Source organism: Nitratireductor sp. L15S-10, from assembly GCF_045011005.1.
Lineage (GTDB): Bacteria > Pseudomonadota > Alphaproteobacteria > Rhizobiales > Rhizobiaceae > Nitratireductor.
Genome location: NZ_CP120674.1, coordinates 3225539 through 3249876, shown reverse-complemented (window position 1 = coordinate 3249876; position 24338 = coordinate 3225539). Strand labels below are relative to the sequence as shown.

23 protein-coding genes are annotated in these 24338 nt (G+C 63.8%); 15 read left to right on the top strand and 8 right to left on the bottom strand.

From position 1 onward, the window contains the following. The first annotated feature begins 290 nt into the window (after window positions 1-290). Window positions 291-1019: a heparan-alpha-glucosaminide N-acetyltransferase gene (locus tag P2W41_RS15610; protein ID WP_404933680.1), complete on the top strand. Its 729-nt coding sequence runs from the start codon at window positions 291-293 to the stop codon at window positions 1017-1019. 30 nt (window positions 1020-1049) lie between these two features. On the opposite strand, the gene P2W41_RS15605 is transcribed toward P2W41_RS15610, so the two are convergent. After that, the gene (locus P2W41_RS15605; RefSeq protein ID WP_404933679.1) at window positions 1050-1484 is read right to left on the bottom strand and encodes a helix-turn-helix domain-containing protein; all 435 of its coding nucleotides are present in this window, start codon (window positions 1482-1484) and stop codon (window positions 1050-1052) included. Between the two features lie 217 nt (window positions 1485-1701). On the opposite strand from P2W41_RS15605, the gene P2W41_RS15600 reads away from it, so the two are divergent. The 4 genes from P2W41_RS15600 (at window position 1702) to P2W41_RS15585 (ending at window position 5882) form a co-directional block, all read left to right on the top strand. After that, entirely contained in the window at window positions 1702-3003 is a 1302-nt protein-coding gene (locus P2W41_RS15600) for a cytochrome bc complex cytochrome b subunit (RefSeq protein ID WP_404933678.1), read from the top strand. Between the two features lie 343 nt (window positions 3004-3346). After that, entirely contained in the window at window positions 3347-4090 is a 744-nt protein-coding gene (locus P2W41_RS15595) for a cytochrome c oxidase assembly protein (RefSeq protein ID WP_404933677.1), read from the top strand. A gap of 300 nt (window positions 4091-4390) precedes the next feature. Continuing rightward, window positions 4391-4939, top strand: coding sequence for a hypothetical protein (locus P2W41_RS15590; protein WP_404933676.1), 549 nt, complete (start codon window positions 4391-4393; stop codon window positions 4937-4939). 1 nt (window position 4940) lies between these two features. Then, window positions 4941-5882 carry a cation diffusion facilitator family transporter gene (locus tag P2W41_RS15585; protein ID WP_404933675.1) on the top strand — a complete coding sequence of 314 codons (942 nt, stop codon included), beginning with the start codon at window positions 4941-4943 and terminating at the stop codon, window positions 5880-5882. Window positions 5883-5922: 40 nt separating this feature from the next. Here the strand turns inward: P2W41_RS15585 and P2W41_RS15580 are convergent, their stop codons facing one another. Genes P2W41_RS15580 through P2W41_RS15565 form a run of 4 tightly spaced genes read right to left on the bottom strand, consistent with a single transcriptional unit; the run spans window position 5923 to window position 9996 of the window. Beyond that, window positions 5923-6570, bottom strand: coding sequence for a DsbA family protein (locus tag P2W41_RS15580; RefSeq protein ID WP_404933674.1), 648 nt, complete (start codon window positions 6568-6570; stop codon window positions 5923-5925). Beyond that, window positions 6567-7016, bottom strand: coding sequence for a disulfide bond formation protein B (locus P2W41_RS15575; protein WP_404933673.1), 450 nt, complete (start codon window positions 7014-7016; stop codon window positions 6567-6569). Before P2W41_RS15575 ends, P2W41_RS15580 begins: the two co-directional genes overlap by 4 nt. Before the next feature lie 13 nt (window positions 7017-7029). Next, complete coding sequence (locus tag P2W41_RS15570) at window positions 7030-7635, bottom strand: SCO family protein (protein ID WP_404933672.1); 606 nt, start codon at window positions 7633-7635, stop codon at window positions 7030-7032. 54 nt (window positions 7636-7689) lie between these two features. Then, a complete protein-coding gene (locus P2W41_RS15565; protein WP_404934997.1) occupies window positions 7690-9996 on the bottom strand; it encodes a heavy metal translocating P-type ATPase in 2307 nt (768 codons plus the stop codon). 308 nt (window positions 9997-10304) lie between these two features. On the opposite strand from P2W41_RS15565, the gene P2W41_RS15560 reads away from it, so the two are divergent. The 9 genes from P2W41_RS15560 (at window position 10305) to P2W41_RS15520 (ending at window position 18457) form a co-directional block, all read left to right on the top strand. After that, on the top strand, window positions 10305-11678 hold the full coding sequence (locus tag P2W41_RS15560; RefSeq protein ID WP_404933671.1) for a sensor histidine kinase: 1374 nt from the start codon (window positions 10305-10307) through the stop codon (window positions 11676-11678). Further along, window positions 11675-12346, top strand: coding sequence for a response regulator (locus P2W41_RS15555; RefSeq protein ID WP_404933670.1), 672 nt, complete (start codon window positions 11675-11677; stop codon window positions 12344-12346). The genes P2W41_RS15560 and P2W41_RS15555 overlap by 4 nt, the downstream gene beginning before the upstream one ends. A gap of 331 nt (window positions 12347-12677) precedes the next feature. Further along, window positions 12678-13664: an iron ABC transporter substrate-binding protein gene (locus P2W41_RS15550; protein WP_173187429.1), complete on the top strand. Its 987-nt coding sequence runs from the start codon at window positions 12678-12680 to the stop codon at window positions 13662-13664. Window positions 13665-13731: 67 nt separating this feature from the next. After that, complete coding sequence (locus tag P2W41_RS15545; protein WP_404934996.1) at window positions 13732-15282, top strand: ABC transporter permease; 1551 nt, start codon at window positions 13732-13734, stop codon at window positions 15280-15282. Window positions 15283-15284: 2 nt separating this feature from the next. Beyond that, on the top strand, window positions 15285-16307 hold the full coding sequence (locus P2W41_RS15540) for an ABC transporter ATP-binding protein (protein ID WP_404933669.1): 1023 nt from the start codon (window positions 15285-15287) through the stop codon (window positions 16305-16307). A 76-nt stretch (window positions 16308-16383) separates the two neighbouring features. Beyond that, complete coding sequence (locus P2W41_RS15535) at window positions 16384-16785, top strand: hypothetical protein (RefSeq protein ID WP_404933667.1); 402 nt, start codon at window positions 16384-16386, stop codon at window positions 16783-16785. Window positions 16786-16844: 59 nt separating this feature from the next. Further along, the gene (locus P2W41_RS15530) at window positions 16845-17348 is read left to right on the top strand and encodes a copper chaperone PCu(A)C (protein WP_404933666.1); all 504 of its coding nucleotides are present in this window, start codon (window positions 16845-16847) and stop codon (window positions 17346-17348) included. Continuing rightward, window positions 17348-17953, top strand: a complete 606-nt coding sequence (locus tag P2W41_RS15525; protein ID WP_404933665.1) for an SCO family protein — start codon at window positions 17348-17350, stop codon at window positions 17951-17953. The genes P2W41_RS15530 and P2W41_RS15525 overlap by 1 nt, the downstream gene beginning before the upstream one ends. A gap of 69 nt (window positions 17954-18022) precedes the next feature. Next, window positions 18023-18457 (top strand): helix-turn-helix domain-containing protein, encoded by a 435-nt coding sequence (locus tag P2W41_RS15520; protein ID WP_404933664.1) that lies wholly within the window; start codon window positions 18023-18025, stop codon window positions 18455-18457. A 42-nt stretch (window positions 18458-18499) separates the two neighbouring features. On the opposite strand, the gene P2W41_RS15515 is transcribed toward P2W41_RS15520, so the two are convergent. The 3 genes from P2W41_RS15515 to P2W41_RS15505 form a co-directional block, all read right to left on the bottom strand. After that, a complete protein-coding gene (locus P2W41_RS15515; RefSeq protein ID WP_404933663.1) occupies window positions 18500-21028 on the bottom strand; it encodes a heavy metal translocating P-type ATPase in 2529 nt (842 codons plus the stop codon). Window positions 21029-21277: 249 nt separating this feature from the next. After that, window positions 21278-22717: a tripartite tricarboxylate transporter permease gene (locus tag P2W41_RS15510; RefSeq protein ID WP_404933662.1), complete on the bottom strand. Its 1440-nt coding sequence runs from the start codon at window positions 22715-22717 to the stop codon at window positions 21278-21280. Continuing rightward, window positions 22714-23238: a tripartite tricarboxylate transporter TctB family protein gene (locus tag P2W41_RS15505; RefSeq protein WP_404933661.1), complete on the bottom strand. Its 525-nt coding sequence runs from the start codon at window positions 23236-23238 to the stop codon at window positions 22714-22716. The genes P2W41_RS15510 and P2W41_RS15505 overlap by 4 nt, the downstream gene beginning before the upstream one ends. 30 nt (window positions 23239-23268) lie before the next feature. Between P2W41_RS15505 and P2W41_RS15500 the strand changes: the two genes are divergently transcribed. Next, the gene (locus tag P2W41_RS15500) at window positions 23269-24252 is read left to right on the top strand and encodes a Bug family tripartite tricarboxylate transporter substrate binding protein (RefSeq protein WP_404933660.1); all 984 of its coding nucleotides are present in this window, start codon (window positions 23269-23271) and stop codon (window positions 24250-24252) included. Window positions 24253-24338 lie beyond the last annotated feature (86 nt).

Sequence of the window (24338 nt, the reverse complement as noted above, 5' to 3'; positions counted from 1 at the left end):
GATACCCCCAAGCCCGTCATACTGCCCAGCCGCAACCAGTGCCGCGGAATTGGGGCAGGAGTTGGAACGGCGCGTCGTTCTTGATCTCGCGCGGCGACGTTCGGTGATCCGCGAGCGCGCCCTTTCAACTCGGTCACAGCTAGAGGCAGTCCATCCCTTCGCGCACCATGCCATAGTGGTAGGTCGAACTGCGCTCGATAGTTCGCGCAGGCGAGCAAAAATCGCGATTGAACCTCTAGTAGGTCGAGCTCCTATTGTGTGTCCCGTGGAACCTTGGGTGAAGGCATTGCATGACGAATTCCTTGCGACTATGGGCTATCGACGCCGTACGCGGCGCCGCCATCGCCGGTGTCGTCCTGTTCCACCTCGTCTGGGATCTGGAGTTCACGGGCTTTATTGCCGGCATCGCCAATCATCCGCTATGGCTGGCATTCGGACGTAGCCTTGCCGGCACTTTCATGATCCTTGTCGGTGTCGGTCTCGTACTGGCGGACCGGAGCGGCTTTCGGCCTTTCAGCTACTTCAAACGCTTGGCAAAAATCGCCACGGCCGCCGCTGCGATCACGGCCGTGACGTGGTATGTCCTTCCGGGGACGTTCATCTACTTTGGCATCCTGCACGCGATCGCTGCGGCCACTTTGATCGGTACGCTGTTTCTGCGGGCGCCCGCATGGACATGCCTCCTGGCAGGCATCACCGTCTTTTCCATGCCGATGCTTTGGCGGTCTGCGATCTTCGACACGCGCTGGCTTGCCTGGATTGGGTTCGCGCAGCAGGTGCCGCCCAGCAACGATTTCGTGCCGATCTTTCCGTGGGTCGGCTTGACCCTGATGGGCATGGCCGTGGCAAAGTGGCTCCTGTCAGCCAGCCTGGACGCCACCTACGCGAACGTGCTCGCCGCCCGAACACCAGCACGCCTGCTCGTCTGGATGGGGCGCCGCAGCCTCGCGATATACCTTCTGCACCAGCCAATCCTCCTCGCGATCATCGTGCCGCTATCCTGGCTCGCACAACGATGAGAAGATAGCCGCCACTTTGGCGAGCCTGGCTCAAGGCTCGACGAGCCTGCCGTGATGGTGACTGCTGTCCGCGAGTATTTCGATAACGCGACATTCGCCGATCCGGCCGGCAGCACACTCGTGCATCATCTTCTTGAGCTCGGAGCGCAGCAGTTTCAGGCTTGAGATCCGCCGCTCCACATCGTCGAGGCGCGCCTTGGCAATTGCGTCAGCAGCCTCGCAAGTTTGGTCGGGATCGTCCTGCAATCTCAGCAACGTGCGGATCGCATCCACCTCGAATCCAAGCTCACGCGCGTGGCGGATGAAGGAGAGGCGGCTGAGGTCGGAACGGTCGTAGAAGCGCCGATTACCGTCGCTGCGCGCGATTCTCCCAAGCAAGCCGATATCCTCGTAGTAGCGGATTGTCGGCACCTTGACCCCGCTCTCTTTTGCCGCCTCGCCGATCGAGTACGTCCTTGCGCCCATGGTCCTCGCAATCCTCTCGTTACCCGCCGATGTAGCACGTTTGAGATGATGCTCAAGGTGCCCGCCATCTCGCCTCCTGTCCTCGGACCTCGATGTCGTGCGGGCAAATTTGTCGCATCAAGAAGCCTCGAAGGGTCTTGAAGCTCTAGCAACGTGAGGTGTTACGCGTTCCGGATTGTGTCTGCGCAGATCGACCGGATCAAAGGAGGGGAATAGAATGTCGGGGTCGCCATCCAGCTACGTCCCAAAGTCAGGTATTGGCCGCTGGGTCGATGCGCGCATGCCGCTTCCGCGACTGGTCCATGATTCCTTCGTATCCTATCCTGTTCCGCGCAATCTGAACTACGCCTATACGTTCGGCGGCATTCTCACTCTGATGCTCATCCTCCAGATAGCAACCGGAATCGTGCTGGCGATGCACTACTCGGCGAACACCGCAACGGCGTTCGACTCGGTCGAGAAGATCATGCGCGACGTCAATTCCGGTTGGCTCCTGCGGTATCTGCATTCCAACGGGGCGTCATTCTTCTTCATTGCCGTCTACCTCCATATCTTTCGCGGACTGTACTACGGTTCTTACAAGGCGCCTCGCGAGCTGCTGTGGATCCTCGGTTGCATCATCTATCTCCTGATGATGGCTACTGGTTTCATGGGCTACGTACTCCCCTGGGGGCAGATGAGCTTCTGGGGCGCGACGGTGATCACGGGATTCTTCACCGCTATCCCGCTGGTCGGAGAATGGCTCCAGCAGCTCTTGCTTGGCGGCTTTGCGGTCGACAGTCCTACGCTGAACAGGTTTTTCGCGCTGCACTACCTTCTGCCGTTCATGATTGCGGGCGTGGTCGTGCTGCACGTCTGGGCGCTGCACGTCACAGGACAGACCAACCCCACTGGAATAGAAGTCAAGCACAAGACCGACACGTTGCCCTTCACGCCTTATGCAACGGCGAAAGACGCGGTCGGCATGGTGCTCTTTCTAATGGTGTTCGCATACTTCGTCTTCTACATTCCGAACTATCTCGGCCATGCGGACAACTATGTTCAAGCCGATCCGCTCAGGACGCCCGCGAAGATCGTTCCCGAATGGTACTTTCTGCCGTTCTACGCGATCCTGAGAGCGGTTACCTTCAACATCGGGCCCATCGACGCAAAGCTCGGCGGTGTGCTCGCGATGTTCGGCGCGATCGCCGTGCTGTTCTTCGTGCCTTGGCTCGACACGTCAAAGGTTCGCTCGGCGGTCTATCGTCCTTGGTACAAACTGTTCTTTTGGCTTTTCGCAGCCAACGCCCTTTTCCTCGGGTGGCTGGGAGCAAAGCCCGCGGAAGGCGTCTACGTGCCGCTGATGCAGGTCTCGACGCTGTTCTATTTCGGCTTCTTCCTCATCGTTATGCCGCTATTGGGGCTTCTCGAGACGCCCCGACGTCTCCCCAACTCGATCACCGAGGCGGTGCTTGGTAAGGAACCCGGCAATGCGATCAGCGAGCCGGCAAAAAGCGATCAGGCACAAAAGGCCCATTGAGTTTTCAGGCATTTTCTGTTGGCGCGTGCATGGAACCGTTCCGACAGTTCCATGCACCGTCCGCTGACGCTGGATCGACGTTCCTACACCGAACCCGAGCCGTGCGCTGCTTCGCGATCTCAGGTTCGAGCCGTTTTTCAATGCCTGCCGCGTTCTTCGAATTGGCCCACATGCTTACTTCGTGGATCGCAGCAAAACTTACTGGCGGCGGGGGCAAGGCCCGGGACGTAACCTCCGACCTGAACCACGAGAAAAGTTCGAGGCCCATAGTTTCCACTAACGCGCTAGACTAAGACGGTTAAGCTCACAAAAGCCTGGTACAACGTCGGGGAGACATTGCGTCATGCCATTTGAAAGCTTCAATCCATATTGCGGATCCGCCCCGGTGCCGTCGAACCTTTGGACAAGCTGGAACTTCGATCCATTCCTCCTCGGCGTTCTGGCAATCGGGCTCATTATCTGGCGCCTGGGCGGACGCAACGACAGGATGGGGCGAACCTGCCTTGTCGCCGCCTATGCCCTGATCTTTCTGGCCTTTATCTCTCCGCTCTGCGCGCTTTCATCGGCTCTGTTCTCGGCAAGGGTTGCACATCACCTCATCCTGATCGGCGGTATCGCACCGCTGCTGGCGATCGCGTTTCCGTGGCCCAAGGGGCCGACGATGCCGCTGGCAGCGCTGGTCATCCTGCACGCCGCGATGGTTTGGATTTGGCACGCGCCCGATCCCTATGCGTTCGCGCTCTCATCGCATTCCGCCTATTGGCTCATGCAAGCGACCCTCTTCCTGTCGGCATGGCTACTCTGGCGAGAGGTCTTTGCGCCGCGCGTTCATCGCGGCAGTGTCGTGCTGGCGTTGCTGGCGACGATCATGCAGATGGGATTTCTTGGCGCCCTGCTCGTCTTTGCCCGGCAGCCCCTCTTCGCCCCGCATTTCACCACGACGCTGGCCTTCGGCCTGACCCCGTTGGAAGACCAGCAGCTTTCCGGCCTTCTGATGTGGGTGCCGGCCTTCATCCCCTATGCAGGCGTCGCGCTCTACCAGTTCGTTGCGCTCATCTCGCCGCAGCAACGGTCTGATGCGCCATGATCGCGATGGCAGCCGGGCGCGATGTTCCATACTCGACTGAGTAGCTGTTCCACCCCGGGCCGATTCCGGTGTGCAAATTTCGCTTGCTCCTCTAGCGGCTAGAGGATGCAGTCTGGGTCAAGACTGTAAAAGCGAGCCACCCATGATCCGCGAAACCGCATCCGACAAGCAGCAGACCGAAGGCCCTTGCAAACTTTCGTGCAACGCCGGGTTGTCATACGACGTAAGGCCCCGTGGGCCGAACAAGCCCGATCAGGTCCCAATCCTGCGAGCCTGGACATTCAAGTTGCCGAGCCGACCATGACCAGCAACCCCATAACCGTCACAGCTGCATTTCTCTTCACCGTAGCGGTTCTTGCCCTCGGCTATGCCGCTTTCGGCTTCTGGACGATGCTAATCTTCACCTCTGGATTCGTCGGCGGGTTCGTGCTGTGGCTGGTCTTTCCGGCAACCCCATCCTTCACTGCGATCAGGATCCCGTACTTTCTGGCGTTGGCACTTTTCGCCCTTCACCGCGTCGAGGAGTACTCGATGGGCTTCTTCGAGAGGCTGGCGTCGATCACCGGCACAATGACACCCGACGTCGCCTCCTGGAAGGTGATCATGCTGGTCCTGCTGTCAGTTGGAGCGTGGCTGCTGATGCCGGTTTTGGTCATGCGCGGGTATCGCTTCGGCACTTATCTCGCCTGGACCTTCTTCGCCGCCATGGGCATCACCGAGCTCGCGCACTTTATCGTCTTCCCGTGGTTTGCCCCAGAGCCTTTTTCCTATTTTCCCGGCATGGCGAGCGTCCTGCTGCTCGCACCTGTAGCGTGGTGGGGCATGTGGCGTCTTTCCAGAGGAGCTTGATGTGACCGGAAATCCAGAGATCTCAAAAACGGACCATCAAGGGCACGCGCACGAGGACGGCCACGATCATTCACAGGTCGTGACATCCTCCAACGAACGGCGCATCCGGTTCGTCTTCGTCTTCACCGCCGGCTATGCCATCGTGCAGGCGATCGGCGGCTGGCTCTCGGGTTCGCTCGCGCTGATCGCGGATGCGGGCCACATGGTCTCCGACGCGGCCGCACTGCTGCTCGCCCTGATCGCCTACCGCATCGCTCGCCGCGCGGCGGATGCCACGCGCACCTACGGCTTCCACCGGGTACGGGTCCTGGCAGCGCTTGCGAACGGCGCGACGCTGCTGCTGCTCGTGGCCTGGATCGCCTGGGAGGCAGTGCAACGCATCAACGCGCCGGTCGAGATACTGGCGGGCCCGATGCTGATCGTCGCGGTGATCGGCCTTTGCGTGAACGTTGCCGGCGCCTGGATCCTGTGGTCGGGCAACAAGGGCGATAGCAATCTCAGGGGCGCGTTTCTGCATGTCATCGGCGACCTGCTCGGATCCGTCGGTGCAATCGCCGCGGCGATCGGGATCATGCTGACCGGTTGGACGATCCTCGATCCCATCCTTTCGGTGCTGGTGGCGGGGCTCGTCGTCAGGTCCGCATGGAGCCTGGTCTCGGATTCAATCCGCGTCCTGCTGCAAGCGGTTCCGCGAGGTGTGGACGCGATCGAGGCTGAGCGGGGGCTCTCAGGCATACCGGGCGTTGCCGAGGCCGGCCACTTTCATGCCTGGACGCTGACGGACGAGACGAGCGTTGCCACGGTCCATGTCAGCCCGGCGACAGGAACGGATCCGCTCAGCCTCCCGCCGCTCGTCTCGGCTTGGCTCAAGGAGCGCTATGCGATCGACCACGTCACCGTGCAGGTGGACCCGCCAGGCGAACTCAAGATCGAGCACGAGTGATCCTGCCTTTCAGCAGTGCGCTCGAACATTGCCGATCAGGTCACCCGCCTTGGCGAGCAAGCTGCACTTCGGCCTCGACGAGCTCAATCAGCTGCTGGGGTCCGAAAGACGGCAAGCTCTTGCCGTTCACAAAGAACGTCGGTGTCTGCCTGACCCCGAGCGCGTCGACGTCGCTCGTATCCTGCCGCAGCACAGCCGCGACATCGGCCGAGGTCGCGTCCTGGCGCGCGCGCTCGAGGTCGAGGCCGGCTGCGGCGGCGGCCTGCCACGCGCGGTCGAGGTTCGGGTTGCCATGCAAGGCCCACTCGGGCTGAGCGGCAAGAAGAGCTTCGAGCACCGGCACGAAGAGGTCCTGCCGTCGTGCGGCCTCAATGATCCCGACCGCCTGATCCGAACCGTCATGAAAAGCTGCGTAACGGAATACGACCCTGACGTCATCCGGATACTGCGCAAGGATGTTCTTCACGAGGGGATGAAAGGCCCGGCAGGCTTCACACGCGGGATCGAAGAACTCCACGATCGTCACCGGAGCGTCCGGCGGCCCCATCACCGGAGAATGCTCCCTCACGAGAGCTTCGGCGCCGGACGGATCGAGGCTGCCCGCGCGATTGTAGTAGAGCGCAGACGCACCGAAGATTGCTCCTGCGGCCAATCCAACGGATAGGATGGTCACCTCTCGACGGTTCATTTGAAAACTCCAGGTCGGCACAAGGCAAGACTGCCGCCGATCGCGAGGAACGCGAGCAGCGACACGAGCGGCAGCGGCACGCCGCCGAAAATAGTCATGTCAGCGCCCGAGCAGGACGGGCCGTCGCGCGCGCATGGTGTTATGCCCTCATCAATGAGGCCGAAGTAAATCAGCGAATGAAACGCCGCGATCGCAGCGCCGACTGCGACCAGAGGCAATGCATAGATTCTGATGCCGACATCGAGCCTGAACGCCGCGATGCCGAGCATTATGGCGAGCGGGAACATGAACACACGCTGGAACCAACAAAGGTTGCACGGAGCCTGCCCCACGATCTCACCGATGAACAGAGCTGCCAGCGTCGACCCGGCCGCGGTCAGCCAGGCGACCAGAAGCCACCAGGAATTCCAGTCTTCAACGGATTTGCCGGTCACTTTGTCGAGCATCGTCTTGTCCCGTTCAGGCGCTCACGAGACGGCGCAGTTTCTCCAGCCTCGTATCGCGCGGTTCGTGCATATCGAGAATGCCACCGAAGCTGCTGTCGCCCCGCATGAGGAAGACACCTGCCGTGTGGTCCATAGTGTATTGGCCGCCTTCGAGGGGTACCTTTGCCGCGTAGGCGGAGAATGCGGCAAGGGCGGCTTCGGTCTCCTCGGCCGTTCCCCGCAGCGCGGTGATGCGACTGTCGAATGGCGTCATGTAGCCGGCCAGCATGTCCTGAGTGTCGCGCTCGGGATCGACGGTGATGAACAGGACCTCAAGCTTGTCCGCATCCGGACCCAGCTCGCCCATAAGGTCGGTCAGTTCGAACAGCGTCGTCGGGCAGATCTCGGGACAATGGGTGAAGCCGAAGAACACCACATAGGGTCGCCCCGTCAGCGACTGGTTGTCCACGCGGTCTCCTTCGTGCGACACGAGTGAGAAGGGACCGCCCATACGCATCGCCCCGGTCGAAGCTTCCGCGGGCTGGCGCTGTCCGGTCAACTGTGTCGACACAACCAGGAACATGCCCAGGACCGCAATTTCTACCAGGCTGGCAATGCGGAACAGCTTGACGAAGGTCATGGCGCGTGGCCTCCGTGTCCATAGTCAGGTCCCGCATTCGTTCCCGGCCGCGCTTCAGGCATCCTTGTTGCCTCGCCATGCGAGCAGCCGCATGGCGTTGGCGGTGACGAGCACTGTCGCGCCGGTATCGGCGAGGATCGCCGGCCACAGCCCGGTCACACCGAGGACGGTCGTGACGAGAAACACCGCCTTCAACCCAAGCGACAAGACGATGTTCTGAACGATGTTGCGCATGGTGGCACGCGACAGCGCCACCATGTTCGCCACATCCTTGACGCGGCCGTGCAGAACCGCTGCATCTGCTGTCTCCAGGGCGACATCGGTTCCGCTTCCCATGGCGATGCCGATGTCGGCGGCGGCAAGTGCCGGCGCATCGTTGATGCCGTCGCCGACCTTGGCGACGAACGAACCCGTCGCCCGCATCTCGCCGACGATCTTCTGCTTGTCCTGAGGCAAGAGCTCGGCACGCGCTTCCATCCCGAGCGAGGCGGCAATCGCCTTGGCCGTGCGCTGGTTGTCGCCAGTCAGCATGACAGAGTCAGCACCCAGTTCACGCAGCGCGGCGATGCCGGCCTTGGCGTCGTCGCGTGGCTCGTCTCGCATCGCAATCAAACCGGCGACCTGACCGCCTGCCAGCAGTACCGACACCGTCTTGCCCTCGTCGTTGAGCGAGGCTATGCGCGCGGAAAGGGCCTCGTCCAGCATGACCTGCTGGCCGGCCGCCCGGGGCGAGGCGAAGAACAGCTTCACACCCTCGAGCGTGCCGACAACGCCCTTGCCACCCACGGCGGCCGCCTCCGTCGCGGCAACCACGGGCACATTCTCGGCCTCGGCCTTTGCCAGGATCGCAACCGCCAGTGGATGGCTGGAACCCACCTCCAGCGAAGCCGCGAGGCGGAGAGTCTCGCGCTCTTCGCGCGCGACGCCGACGATGTCGGTTACCTTCGGCTTGCCCTCGGTCAGTGTCCCGGTCTTGTCGAAAGCGACGCGGTCGACCTTGCCCAGGTTCTCCAGCACAGCTCCGCCCTTCATCAGAAGGCCACGCCGGGCGCCGGCGGAAAGTCCTGCCGCGATCGCCGCCGGCGTCGAGATGACGAGGGCGCACGGGCAGCCGATCAGGAGCACTGCGAGGCCGCGATAAATCCAGGTATTCCACTCTGCGCCGCCCAGCAGCGGCGGCAGGATCGCCACGAGTGCCGCCACGACCATCACTCCTGGCGTATAGTATCTTGAGAAGCGGTCGATGAAGCGTTCGGTCGGAGCCTTCGACTCCTGCGCCTCCTCGACCAGCGCAATGATGCGCGCGATCGTGTTGTCTGCTGCGGCCGCAGTCACGCGCACACGCAGCACGCCTTCCTGGTTCACCGTGCCGGCGAACACCTTATCGCCTTCCTCTTTGCGCTTGGGAACCGACTCGCCTGTCACCGGTGCCTCGTCGACCGCGCTCTCCCCGGAAAGCACGACGCCGTCGGCAGGCACGCGATCGCCTGGACGGATCATCACGATCGAACCGACCGTGAGGCTGTCCGCCGGAACGGTCCGCGTCCCGCCCTCGCTTTCCAGCAGTGCGGTCTTGGGCATCAGCGTGGCCAGCGCGCGGATCGAGGCCCGAGCCCGTCCCGTCGCGATGCCCTCCAGCAGTTCACCGACGAGGAACAGGAAGACGACGACCGCGGCCTCTTCCGCAGCATTGATGATGACGGCCCCCACCGCGGCTACCGTCATGAGCGTCTCGATCGAGAACGGGCTGCCGTTCATCGCACCGAACAGCGCCCGCCGCGCAATCGGAACGAGACCGACCGCCATGGCGACGATGAAACCCCAAGGCTGCGTCTGCGGCAGAAGCTGCGACAGCCCGAAGGCGACGGCGAGCGCGGCGCCGCAGATGATCGTCAGCTTCGCCTTGGATGTGCTCCACCATGGACCGTCAGTCGGTGCATGATCATGACCATGCATGCCGTGAAGGGCGTGCTTTTCGTGCTCCGACCCCCGCACCACGGGTCCGTGTGCGTGGTCGTGTCGATGATCTCCGCCATCGTGGGTGTGGCCCTCGTGATGATGATGCCCCTCATGGCGGCATTCAGGTCCGTGGACATGTGCTGCGCCGGCGACACGGGGAGCAGTGGCGTCATCGGCGCGCGTGAGACGGGCAGCCTTGTAGCCGAGGCTCCCGACCTTGCGCGCGACACTATCGAGATCGGCATCAGGCCCGTGGGTCACCGTCATCGTGCCGGCCACGACCGAGACACTCACATCGCTGACTGTGGCGATTCGACGAACAGCCGTGTCGATTTTGGCTGCGCAACTCGCGCAATCCATCCCCTCCACGCGAAAGCGCGTCTGGCGTTGCGGCACCGTCATCATTCATCACTCCTGGATCTCAGGAGCGCACTCATACGACCTACAGCAGCTAGAGGATCAAGAGGCAATTTCAGATTTCTTGACGATCGACCCCTTTGACGTCTGGCGTCTTGCCCGGCGGCCATTTCGGTCCAAGCACAACACCCCCGGCACAGTCCACCGAAGGAGACGCAAGTGCACCGGTGAAAATGATCTTTCATCGGATATAGTCTCAGCAATGATGGTGGTCCCCCCGTGCCAGCACGCTGGCCGCCTGCAGAAACGGCCGTGGATTGCCGCGGTCCGATGTCAGACTGGTCGAGAACCTGATGAGCGAAACAATTCTACCCACGCGCGAGAGCCAGATCCCGAAACCGGGAAACCTCGTCACCCAATTCATGATGGTGTCAGGAACGGTGCTCATCGCAGGCATGCTTGCCATCGGACTCTGGGTCACGTCCGAGATCGAGGAAGGCGTCACGGACAGCGCGGGAGCGGTCACCGCGCTTTATGTCGACGCACTCATCGCGCCTGTGACCCAGGAACTGGACGATGGAGGAAGCCTTGGAGACGAAGCCAGACGTGAGCTCGACTTCATCGTCAGGCGCGGCGCGCTCCGCGACGAAGTCTCCGCGTTCAAGCTCTGGGACCCGAGTGGCCGGATCGTGTTCAGCGACAATCCCGACCTTGTAGGTAGCATCTTCGATGTGAGCGACGGTCTGGCGCAGGCTCTTGCAGGCAGGGTCGACGCGGCGCTGGCGCGCCAATCCCATATCAACAGCGACATCGACCGGAATGCACCGCTTCTGGAAGTGTACAGCCCGGTGCGCTCGGCCACGACAGGCCGGATCATAGCGGTGGCGGAGTTCTACACGACCGCGGAGAGGCTGCGGGAGCATCTTTTCGACGCGCGCGTCAAGAGCTGGTTCGTCGTCGGTCTGGTCTCCCTCGGCATGTTCTCGGCGCTCTATGCACTGTTCGCGCGCGGCAACAGGACAATCTCGCTCCAGCGCCGGGCGCTGGACGATCAGATCGATCAGCTTTCGGCGCTGCTGGAACAAAACACGGGGCTTACCCAGCGTGTCGAACAGGCCAACCATCGCATCGCCGACTTTAACGAGCGCAACCTGCGGCGGATCTCTGCCGAGCTGCATGATGGACCGGTCCAGCTGCTCGCCTTTGCGGCGCTTCGTCTCGACAGCCCGCAACTCTCCAGGCGCGAACAGGTTCGCCAGGCCGTCAATGAGGCAATGAAGGAGATCCGTGATATCTGCAGCGGATTGGCGTTGCCGGAAGTTGAGGCCTGGTCGGTGGCGACGATAGTGAAGAAGGTCGTGTCTGCGCATGAGCGGCGGACGGGCCGCAAGGTCGACCTGAACCTGGTGGACGATCTGCCCGAACTGTCGCCGGCGGCCAAGACCTGCATCTATCGTTTCCTACAGGAAACGCTCAACAATGGATCGAAGCATGCGCATGGAGCACGCCAGACCGTGGCGATCGCCAGGGCTTCGGACGGCATCGAGGTCCAGGTCTGCGACGACGGTCCCGGCTTCGCCCCGTCGGAAGGGGGAGAGGGACTCGGCCTGCTGGGCCTGCGCGAGCGCGTGGCTGGCCTTAAGGGCTGCTTCGATCTGCACAGCCGCCAGGGCGGCGGAACGCGCGTCGTCATGCGTCTGCCGGAACACAGGGAGGCGATGACATGACGACACGTGTTCTGATCGTCGACGATCACCCGCTCTTCCGCCAGGGTCTTTCCATGGCGCTGGGCGAAACGGAAGATCTCGTCGTCTGCGGCGAAGGGACGTGCGCACAGGATGCTGTCGACCTTTCGCGCGACCTGCAACCGGATGTCGTCCTGCTCGATCTGTCGATGCCGGGTGGCGGGTTCGCTGCGCTGGAGCATATCCGCGCTTGCCAGCCCGCGTTGCGCGTTGCCGTGCTCACCGCATCGGAGGATTGCGATGACGTCATGAAGGCGATGAAGCTTGGCGCGCGGGGCTACGTTCTGAAAGGCGTCGGAGGCAACGCACTGATCGACGCGGTGCGCGATATCGCGCGAGGAGTGGGCCACGTTGCGCCGACGCTGGCAGCGGCGATCCTGTCCGGACACAACGGCGCCGAGGGATGGTTCCGGACGAAGGAGCCGGACATAGGGGACCCAACCAGCCGCCGTCTGGCACAACTGACGCCGCGTGAAGCGCATGTGCTCAAGATGGTGGCAGCCGGCTTTTCCAACAAGGAGATCGCCCGGCAAGGCGACATGCAGGAAAAGACGGTGAAGCACCACGTGACCCGCATCCTGCAGAAGCTGCAGGTGCGCAACCGCACGGAAGCTGCGATGGTCTGGCGGAGCGCCGAGCCGGCGGGCTGACCGTATCGGACTTTAGCCCCATACGCGTGGCCAATGGTCTTAGGCCGATATTAAAGTGGACAATTTTTGAATAGTTATCTGTCGTCAACAGACCAAGGGGCGGTCTCCATCTGAGCCGACGCGATCGATGATCGTGTGAACGTTCGCCAGGACTTCCACCTCCGCAGGTCTTCTTAACTGGCCGCACCTGGTGTGCTCGCCGGCGGATGGCGGACACGTGCCGCATCTGCCCGGCTTAGCTTTGCCAAGGCGCACGGACCGCATCCGTCGACCGCGGCTTCAAGCGTCCCATCCTCACGGGTGTGGAAAAGTATTTACAGGAGAGACATTAATGAAGAGAACCATCCTGGCGAGCCTCGGTCTGGTGCTTGGCATGACGACCTTTGCCCTGGCTGAATCCGTCACCATCTACTCGGGCCGCGGCGAGGCGCTGATCGCGCCGCTGATCAGGCAGTTCGAAGCCGAATCCGGCATAACCGCCGAAGTGCGCTACGGCGGCACATCCGAGCTCGCGACGTTGCTGCTGGAGGAAGGCGCGAACAGCCCAGCGGATGTGTTCTGGGCGCAGGATGCGGGCGCGCTCGGCGCGCTCTCTGAAGCGTTTGCCGAATTGCCGGCAGAGGTGAATGGTGCAGTCCTCGAAGCCTTTCGGTCGGATGCCAACAAATGGGTCGCGACGTCCGGAAGGAACCGCGTTCTGATCTACTCGACGGAGCGTGTCGAGGAGGATGATCTGCCGCAGGGCATCGCCGACCTGACCGACGAGAAGTACAAAGGGCGTGTCGCCTGGGCACCGACGAATGGCGGGTTCCAGGCGTTCGTCACGGCCTTCCGCGTCGCCCATGGCGACGAGGCCACCAAAGAGTGGCTGGAGGGCATGATCGCCAACGATGCGAAGGTCTACCGCAACAACGGCACGCAGATCGACGCGATTGCCAATGGCGAGGTCGATTTCGGCCTGGTCAACAATTACTATCTCGGCCGCTACACCGCGCGGGATGCAGAGTTCCCGGTAGGCCAGACGCCGTTCGCTTCCGGTGACATCGGCAATCTCATCCTCGTAGCCGGCGCGGGCATCGTCGAGGCGAGCGACAACAAGGAAAATGCGCAGAAGTTCATCGACTTTCTGCTTTCGCCGGCCGCCCAGCAGTTCATCACCCTCCAGGGCTACGAATATCCGGTGCGCTCAGGCATCATCCCGCACGACACCCTTGAATCCCTCGAAACCGTGAACGAGATCAGCCCCCAGGTCGATCTCAACCAGATCGGCGATCTCGAAGGGACGCTTGCGCTGCTTCGTGAGGTCGGCCTGCTATAACGGGCTCGTGACTGGTCTTTCGTCACATGCGAGGGCGGGCCACAAATCCCGCCCGTCGCCCTTGCTGGTGCTTCCCGCGCTCGTTGTTGCTCTGGGAACCTGCCTGCCGGCTCTGTATCTGCTCCTTCGCGCTTTCGATGCGGAACCGGCGCAACTTGGCGAGATCGTCTTCCGTCAGCGAAACCTCCTGCTGCTCCTCAACACGCTGAAGCTGGTCGCCGTCGTGCTCGTGATCGGCACGCTGATCGCCTTGCCCGCCGCATGGCTCGTGACGCGCACCGACATCCGTTTCAAGAAGATTCTGTCCTTCCTGATGGCGCTGCCTCTGGCAATGCCGGGCTACGTGATGGCCTACGCCTTGCTGGGTCTTTCCGGCTACTATGGGTTCGTGCGGCAATGGTTCGGCATCGCGCTGCCGCCGCTCCATGGCCTTTGGGGCGCAGGTCTCGCACTGTCGCTGTATACTTTCCCTTATCTGTTCCTGAACCTGCGAGCGGCCTTTCTGGGAATGGACCCTGCGCTGGAGGAATCGGCGCAAAGCCTCGGGCGGCGGCGATCGGAGATCTTCCGACGCATCATCCTGCCGCTGCTGTGGCCCGCGCTGGTGGCGAGCTGGCTGATCGTCGGCCTCTACGTCGTCGGCGACTTCGGGGCCATCGCCTTAATGCGATACGAGGTCTTCAGCTACGCCATCTTCACGCAGTACAGCGGGGCCTTCGACCGCACCTACGCAGCCTGGCTCTGTCTGATGCTGCTGGTGCTGACGGTGGCGGTGCTCTGCCTCCAGCGGGCCGTGACGAGAAACATGCGTTTTGCCTCCACAGGGACCGGAACACCAAGGCCTGCGCGGCCGATCGCGCTCGGGCGCTGGGCGGTCCTGGCATGGGCCTTCCTGGTGATGGTGGTCCTCTGCTCTCTGGGGCTTCCCCTGCTTGTGCTGATCCACTGGATGCGGCTCGGTCTTCCCGAAATGGATCTGGCCCAGCTTGGCAGAACCGCGATCGGAACGCTCTTGGCGGCCGGTCCCGCCGCGCTACTTACGACGACGCTGGCCCTGCCTGTCGTTCTCCTGACCTTGCGCCATCCCGGCCCGCTTTCCTCGCTGGTCGACCGGCTGGCCTATCTGGGCTATGCGACACCGCCGCTCGCATTCGCGCTGGCCATGGTGTTCTTCTCGCTTCAGGCCGCGCCGGTCCTCTACCAGTCCTACGCGTTGCTGCTCTTCGCCTATATGATGAGTTTCCTTGTGCTGGCATTCGGGCCGATCCGTCTGGCGCTCCTCCAGATCGGGACCAGGCAGGAGGAAGCAGCCCGTGGTCTCGGATCCACTCCCGCCCAGGCATTTGTCCGCGTGGTGCTGCCACGCCTGCGCCGGCCGATTGCTGCAGGCGGCCTGCTCGTTTTCATCATGGTCGTCAAGGAACTGCCGATCACCTATCTGCTGGCTCCGACGGGATATGGAACCCTGGCAATGAACGTCTTCAGCCGCACCAACGAGGGCATGATGGGCGAGGCCGCGCCGTTCGCGCTGAGCATCATCCTGTTCTCCAGCCTCTTCGTCGGACTGATGCTGAAATACGAGAGCCGGGATCTGCGCCGCGCGAGCGGAGGGAGTTGACGATGGAAGAACCCGCCCTCCTTTCGACTCGAGGCCTGTCGCGACGCTTCGTTCGCGGCGGAGCGGCCGTGGTCGACGACCTGTCGCTGGAGATTCAGCCGGGCGAGATTCTCGCACTGATCGGGCCGTCCGGTTGCGGCAAGACGACCACGCTGCGCATGATCGCCGGGTTCGAGACGCCGGACGAGGGCCATATACTCCTTTCCGGCCGCGACATAACCGGCGTCGCCGCCGAAAGGCGCGGCGTCGGCATGATGTTCCAGGACTATGCGTTGTTCCCGCACATGACGGTCGCAGAGAACATCCAGTTCGGCGCCCGCCGCAAGGAGGCCGGAGTGGTCGAGCGCTATCTCGGTATGGTCGGGCTAGCAGGGCTTGGGCGCCGCTATCCCGACCAGCTTTCGGGAGGGCAGCAGCAGCGCGTTGCGCTTGCTCGATGCCTGGCCTGCGAGCCGGAGGTAATCCTTCTCGACGAGCCATTTTCCAACCTCGACGCCGCACTGCGCAGCACCGCCCGCCGCGAGATCAGGCGGCTCCTGAAATCGTCTGGGCTCGGCATCGTGTTCGTCACCCACGACCAGGAGGAGGCGTTGAGTTTTGCCGACCGCATCGCTGTGATGCGCGATGGTCGCATTCTCCAGAGCGGATCGGCGCAGGAGGTTTACGATCGACCCCTCGATGCCTTCGTCGCGAGTTTTCTCGGCCGCACCAACCTGCTCGAAGCGACGGCACAACGCGGCGTCGCCAAGACGCCCTTGGGCGATCTAGCCTTGACGGAGCCCGTATCGGGCGCTGTGCATTTCTCCGTCAGGCCCGAACGGATAAGCATCCGTCGCACCCATGAAGGTGAAAAGCCGAATGGCCGAATTCTCTCCGTGGAGTTCAAGGGGCATGACATGACCTACTGGGTCGAATGCGGCGGCCTGGAGTTGCAGGTCGACGTCATGCAGCAGGGCCGCTTGCCTGAAGGAGCCGAGGTCCATGTATCTGCGAAAGGGAGCTTCCCGCCCTTCCGCCAGGTTTAATCGGCTCGGGAAAAAGCGCCAGGCAGAGCGCACATGTCGCAGTGACAAATCGGACGCCCGGGATCATGAGTTGCGCATGCGCAGTAGGGGAACATCCAGAGGCGGATGCCTGACAGCCGGTCTCATGATCGGTCTGATCGCCTATCTCGTGCTGGTGCAAGGGCTCGCCACGGCCTATGCCAAGACGTGGATGGCGGTCGACCAGCTGGCGCCCGCCTTCATCATATGCTCGCCTTTGGGCACGGCAGACCAGCCGGACGTCGACCCGCTCGAACTTATCGTCAAGGAGTGCTGTTCCGCACTGTGTGCGGCCGCCAGTTCTGTCGGTCCGACCCTTCAGCCTTCGGAAACCAGATCGTTCGAATTTCGGCCCATCCTGTCGAACGACGATCCACTCCGCCCGCGTTCGCAGCGCGCGCCGCCCGGAGAGCCTGGCGCCATAAAGGATGCCCGCGCCCCGCCCGCCTTCTCCATCTGATGCTTCAACCTTACGGCTGCGTCCAGCGACGTGCCGGAACATCACATATGGAGACTTCAATGCGACACCTCTTTTCGATGCTGGCGGCTATCGCCTTTGTTGCCGCAGCCACCCCCACCGTCGCGCACGACTATCGCGCCGGAGACATCGAGATCGGCCATCCATGGACGCGCGCGACACCACCAGCGGCAAAGGTAGGGGGCGGATACCTCGAACTGACCAATGCAGGCGACACAGCCGACCGTCTTCTAGGCGGTTCCTCACCCGTCGCCGCCCGCGTCGAGATCCACAACATGGAGATGACCGACGGCATCATGAAGATGCGTCCTGTTCCGGAGGGTGTGGAGATTCCCGCCGGCGAAACCGTGAACCTGGCGCCGGGCGGCTATCACCTGATGCTACTGGAACTGAAGCAGCCGATCACCGAAGGTGAAATGGTCCCGGTGACGCTCGAGTTCGAGCAAGCCGGCGCCGTCGACGTCGAACTGGTGGCTGGCCCGATCGGCTCCACGGCGACGGGACACGGCAACGCCACATCTTCCAGCCATGAAGGGCATGAATGATGAGCGGCCGTGTTGTCGGATTCATAGCGGCCGGGGTCATGGCGATCATCATGACGCTGGCGGCATTCTCCATCGTGATCGACTCCAGAAGGGCGCCAGTCCTCCAGTCCACTGGTGTTGCGACGGTCGGCGGCCCCTTCACGCTTGTCGGCGCCGACGGGCAGGAGGTCACCGAAAAGGAGCTACTCGGCAAGCCGAGCGCGGTGTTCTTCGGCTTCACCTTTTGTCCCGACGTGTGTCCCACGACGCTATTCGAACTGACGAGCCTGATGGAGCAACTGGGCAGCGACGCTGACAGGATCAATTTCGTGTTCATCTCCGTCGATGCTGGCCGCGACGGTCCGGAGGAGATGAAGCAGTATCTCACGGCCTTCGATGAACGCATCATTGGGCTCACCGGCACAGAAGAGCAGATCGATGCTGTTACCCAAGCGTACAAGGTCTATTACGCCCGCGTCCCCGTCGAGGGCGGGGACTACACGATGGACCACACCGCCTCGGTGCTTCTAATGGACGCGAGCGGTCAGTTCTTTGGAACCATGGCCTATGAGGAGGCGCCCGAAGTGATGCTGGCGAAACTGAAGCGCCTCATAGACGAAAGCTGACGAGCAGGAACGACTAGGGCGCTTCACGACTGGAAGTTAATGAAGCGCCTCAACTACAAGGACTGATGCATGATCGCGAGCGGCATGCCGATCGGAAAGCTAGCCCGCATCACCGGGACCAATGTTGAGACGATCCGGTTCTACGAGAAGTGCGGGTTGTTGCCGGCGCCGGCGCGCACGACGGGCAACTATCGCGCCTACGAAACCTCTCATCTCAACAGGCTGAGCTTCATTCGTCGCGCGCGGGATCTCGGCTTTTCGATCGACCAGGTCCGCGCACTGCTCGACCTCTCCGACGACAAGTCGCGATCCTGCGAGGCGATGGACGAGATCGCCAAGGAGCATCTGCGCGAGGTCGAGCGGAAAATCACCGACCTGAAGGCGCTGCAAGGCGAGCTCGACCGCCTCATCTCGCAATGCCGCTGCGGAACGGTCGCGGACTGCCGCATCATTGAATCGCTGTCGCCTCGGCCCTCTTGCACGCCGATAGGGGTCGCGAAGTGACATGAGACGCGGTTGCACGCTTGCGAACCCGGCGCCTGCCGATCAAGCAACCGCCCCGCTACTGCCGTTCTGCACCTTTCCATAGGGATCGCGATAGGCCAGCAGCCTCAGCGCGTTGAACACGACCAGCAGGGTCGAGCCCTCATGCACCGCCACCGCCGCGCCGATGCTCAATCCGAAGATCGTCGCGGGCACAAGCACTGCGACGATGCCGAGGCTCACGATCACGTTCTGGAGGATGATCGAGCGGGTCCGGCGGCTGAGCCCCACCGCGAACGGCAGGTGCGACAGGTCGTCGGCCATCAGCGCGACATCGGCCGTTTCAAGTGCCACGTCGGAGCCGGCCGCCCCCATGGCGATGCCGACCGTGGCGCTTGCCATCGCCGGCGCATCGTTGACGCCGTCGCCGACCATAGCGACCTTGCCTTCCGCGCGCAGCTTCTTGATCGACTCCACCTTGTCTTCGGGCATCAGGTCGCCCCAGGCCTCGTCGAGCCCGACATCCTTCGCGATCGCGTCGGCGACCTTCTGGTTGTCGCCCGAGATCATGATCATGCGCGTGATGCCGATCTCGTGCAGCTTCTTCAATGTATCGCGTGCCGCGGCGCGGGGCGTGTCCATCAGCCCGATCGCGCCCAGATCACGGTCGCCCTGCCGGACCACCATCGTCGTGCGGCCGCCGTCCCGAAGCCGTGCGATCGCCTCGATCATGGCATCGCCGAGAGCCGGAATGCCGTCGCTGCCGAACATCTCGGCCTTGCCGATCCACACCGTCTGCCCGTCAAACGTCGCGGTCACGCCTTTGCCTGTAAGGCTTTTAAGATCGGATGCGGCGGCGACGGGCTGCCCGCCCAGCTTGTCCCTGCCGTCGCGAACAATCGCCTCTGCCAGCGGATGGTCGCTCAGGCTCTCCACGGCGATCGCCACCTCGAGCAGTTCCCGTTCGGAGACTCCTTCGGCGGTGACGATGTCGGTGATGCGGGGCTTGCCTTCCGTCAGGGTGCCGGTCTTGTCGAAGGCGATCGCCGTCAGGGAGCCGAGGTTCTCGAGCGGTCCGCCGCCCTTGACCAGCACACCGCCGCGCGCCGCACGGGCGACACCCGACAGGACGGCGCTGGGTGTGGCGATGGCGAGCGCACAGGGGCTCGCGGCGACCAGCACGGCCATCGCACGGTAGAAGCTGTCACGGAAAGGCTCGTCGATGACGACCCAGCCGAACAGCATCAGAACCGCCAACGCCAGCACCACCGGCACGAAGATGCGCTCGAACTTCTCGGTGAAACGCTGGGTGGGCGACTTCTGCGCTTCCGCCTCGCTCACCATCTTGACCACTTTGGCGAGCGCGCTCTCGGTCGAGCGCCGCGTCACCTCGATCTCGACAGCGCCAGCGCCGTTGATCGTGCCGGCAAAGACGCGCGATGCACTGTCGACGGAATCGGGGCGCGCACGCGCCGCCTCGGCATCCGCGACTGGACGCTTGTCGACCGGGATGCTTTCGCCGGTCACGGGCGACTGGTTGATGCTGGTCGTGCCCTTGACGAGGAAGCCGTCGGCGGGAAGCCGCTCGTTGGGGCGCACGACGACGATATCGCCGACCACCAGTTCCTCCACCGCGACCTCGCGGGTTTCGCCGTCTCGCCTGACCGTCGCGACCGGCGGCGCGAGTTCCGCCAGCGCCTCGATCGCGCGCTTGGCGCGGCCCATGGCGTAGTGCTCCAGCGCATGGCCGAGGCTGAACAGGAAGAGCAGCAGCGCGCCTTCCTCGAACGCGCCGAGCGCGGCCGCACCGGCGGCCGCGACCAGCATCAGCGTGTCGATCTCGAACCGCCCGAGCCTCAAATTGTCGATGGCCTCGCGCAGCGTGAAGAAGCCGCCGAAGAAATAGGCCGCGATGAAGCAGGCCGTGGGCAGCCATTCCGGCGCGCCCGCAACCAGATACTCGATGGCGACGCCGATCCCGAGCAGCGCCCCACTCGACAGGGCGAAGATCAGCTCTGTGTTCGGCCCGAGGAACTCGCCATGTGCATGATCGTGGCCGTCGCCTTCCTCATGCTTTTCGCCTGCCGGCCCGTGATCGTGACCGGCGTGCGCATCCTTGCCGTCTTCTGAAATTGATGCAGGCCCTTTGGCGCGCTGGACACCGAGTGTGCGCAGCGCCTCGGCTATCGCTTCCTCGGAAGTTGCGTCGCGGTCGAACTCGACATGCACCGTGCCCGCTGCGTTCGCCTCAGCCTGGAGCACGCCCGCCAGCGACCTTACCTTCTCCGCGACTGTGCGCGCGCGGCGTTCGTGCCCGATGCCCTTGACCTGCCACGTAAGGTGTCCGAACCGGGCGGTGATCCGCGCGCCGGAAGCCTGGGCGATCTCGCGAATCCGGCTGAGCGGCAGGGCCTCTTGATCGAAATGGACGCAGAGCTTGGCGGGCTCGTTTGCCTCGGCCGCAACGACGTGGACCTTCTCTACACCTTCGCGTGCTTCCAGATCGGATGTCAGCCGCGCCACGCATGCATCGGCCGCGTCCGCCACGTCCGGAAGCAGCACGGGAATGTCCAAACGCAATCTGCCGCTCATGATAGTTCCTGCTTTCTGCGCCAACGAGCTCTACAACATTAGCAGCTTTATAGAACCTCTAGCTGATAGAGGATCAAGGGAGAAAACTGATCATTCGCGATCCATGTCTCGACAGCCGGAGCCAACGGGACAACTTGGAGCAAAAAAGGTGAGGCAATAGTCCTGGCTGTCTCGACTTCGGTCTTCGGTCCATACCCACGCGACGCTCAGCAAACTTAAAGCAAAGGACCCCGGCTTGCCGGGGCGGTATCAGGACCCGGCGCGATATTTCACGACGGCTACAAGCATGGCCAGCGCCAGCGCGGTCATGAGGAACGGGTTCGCCAGCAGGATCGTCCAGTCGCCGCGCGCATGCGTGATGGCCCGGCGCAGATGGTCCTCGAACGGCGGCGCGATCACATAGCCCATCAGCATCGGCATCAGCGGGAAGCCGTTGCGGCGGCAGGCATGGCCGAAGAGGCCGAACACCATCAGCGCCAGGACGTCGAACGGCGCGCCGCCCGAGGCCAGGATGCCCAGCGCCGCCGCCACGATGATCGCAGGGGCGAGGATCGCGGGCGGGACCAGCACCAGCCGCGCCCAGATGCCCACCAGCGGCAGGTTGAGGACGACCAGCATGAAGTTGGCGACCACCAGGCTGCCGACGAAGGTCCAGAACAGCGACGGGCTGTGGCTGAAGAGCGCGGGGCCGGGCGGCAGGCCGTTCAGCATCATCGCGCCCACCAGCACCGCCGTGGCCGCATTCGCCGGCAGGCCGAGCCCGAACAGCATGACGAAGCTCGTCTGCGCGGCGGCGTTGTTGGCGGCCTCGGGCGCGGCGACGCCGGCAAGCGCGCCGCCGCGCTTCAGCCGCTTCTCGGCGGAATAGGCGAGGAACGACGCCATCAGCGTGGTGGCGCCGGGCAGAAGGCCGACGAGCGAGCCGATCACCGAGCCGCGCAGCGCCGGCGCCTCCCAGCCCCTGATCGCGGCATAGCCGGGCCACCAGCGGCGCGGCACGGCGGGCTGCTCCTCGGGGCGGCGCGTCATCAGAGCGATCAGCTCGGAAAAGCCGAACAGGCCGACGACCAGCGGGGTGAAGCCGATCCCGTCGCGCAACTCGCGAAGACCGAAGGAGAACCGCGGCTGCCCGTCGCCGCCGGCCGTGCCGATCAGTCCGATCAGCCCGCCCAGGCCCAGCATCATGACGGCGCGCGCCGTGCCTTCGCTGGAGATCAGGACGGCGAGGATCGCGCCGCCCAGAAGGATCGCCGCCGTCTCGGCCGGCCCGATGGCGAGCGCGAAGGCCGCGAGCGGCGGCGTGGCGACCGCCAGGATCAGCGCGGCGATCAGACCCGCCATCAGCGAGGAGAGCGCGGCCACGGCCAGCGCCTCGGTCGCGCGGCCGGTGCGCGCCAGCCGGTGCCCCTCGATCGCCGTGACCGTGCCCGACGCTTCGCCCGGCACGTTGATCAGGATCGCCGTGGTCGAGGAGCCGTATTGCGCGCCGTAATAGATTCCGGCGAGCAGGATCAGCGCCCCCGAGGGGCTCATCTGGAAGCTGACCGGCAGCAGCAGCGCGATGGTCGCCACCGGGCCGAGCCCCGGCAGGACGCCGACGAAGGTGCCGAGCAGCGCGCCAAGCCCGGCATAGAGAAGCGCCTCGCCCGAGAGCGCCAGCAGGAGGCCGTCCCAGATATGCGCGCTCACCACCACCACCCCGGCGGCAGGATCGGCAGCGGCTGCCTCAGCGCCAGCGCGAAAAGCAGGCTCACCCCGGCGGCAAGGCCGAAGCCGATCCGCAGCGCGCGACCGGGCGAAACGCCGGTCACCCCCGCCGCGGCCACCGTCGAAGCGAGGAACGCCGCGATCGCGATGCCCAGCGTCCGCGTCCCGAAGGCCAGGATCAGCACCGCCGCGGCCGCAGCCAGCAGCGGAGCCAGGCCGGGCGCCGCGGCGGCTTCCTGCTCGGTCGCCCTCCCCGGCCGCCGCAGCGAGGCCACCGCCGCCGCCAGCACGATGGCCGCGAGCGCGCCCGGGACGAGGCCCGGCCGCAGACGGCCGCTGATCGGCGGCGGCAGGGTCAGCGCCGTCGCGCCGATGGCGAGGGCGACGACGATCGCGGCCAGCACGACCATCCAGGCGCCGAACGCCGGCCCGGCCCGCCCGTCGGGGGTTTTCTCCGGCATGTGATTTTCACCATTGCCCAAAATCTTGAATGTTTTTATCATATATTGGCATATGTCGATCAAGAGGTTCCCATGGACAGACGTCAGTTTACCCTCGGCGCCGGTGCCGCACTTGCCGGTATGACGCTTGCAAGACCTTCTGTCCTGCGCGCGCAGACAGCATGGCCCACCCAGCCCATCCGGCTGGTGACGGCCTCGGCCGCATCGGGCAATGCCTATATCGTCGCCCAGATCGTCGCCGCCGAACTGGAGCAGCGCCTGGGCCAGCGGATCATCCTGGAGGCGGTGCCGCAGAACTCGGGGATGCAGGCGACCGAGATGGTCTCGAACGCCACGCCGGACGGCTACACCCTTCTGGTCGGAACCTCGTCGCAGCTCGTGTTCAACATGGCGACCTTCGACCCGATGCCGGTCGACCTGACCCAGACGCTGCGCGGCGTGGCGTTGATGAACGCCGTGCCGCTGATCCTGTGCGTCAAGGCGGACCATCCGGCGCAGACCATGGCCGAGTACATCGAATGGCTGAAGGCCAACCCGGATGCGCAGTACGGCTCGGGGCCGCTCGGGACCACGACGCATGTCACCGGCATGCTGTGCGCGCGCGCGGCAGGCGTCGAGGTCGAGCACGTGCCCTACAACGCCGGCTCCGAAGCGATGCAGGACGTGATCGCCGGGCGTCTCAGCCATGTGTTCGACGTCGCGGTGACGGCGATCCCGCAGCTCCAGGCCGGCACGGTGCGCGGCCTTGCGATCACCTCGGCGGAAAGAAGCGCCGCGGCTCCGGACATCCCGACGGTGGCCGAGCAGGGGCTGGACGGCTTCCTGGCCCAGACCTGGAACTCGATCGCCGCGCCGGCCGGGCTGCCGCAGGAGATCGTCGACAAGCTCAACGCCGAGGTGGCGGCGGTTCTTGCCACCCCGGAGGTGAAGGAGAGGCTCGAGGCTCTCGCCTCCTCCTTCTTCCCGGCGATGAGCCCCGCCGAAGTGGACGCGTTCTATGCGAGCGAGAGGGAAACATGGATCCCGATCGTCCGCGATGCCATCGGCAGGGGGTGAGGATAGAGGAACGAACGCAACTTCGTCGTCTAGCCCCTGTAGCATCGATCGATGATGACCCCGGCAAGCCGGGGTCTTTTCTTTCG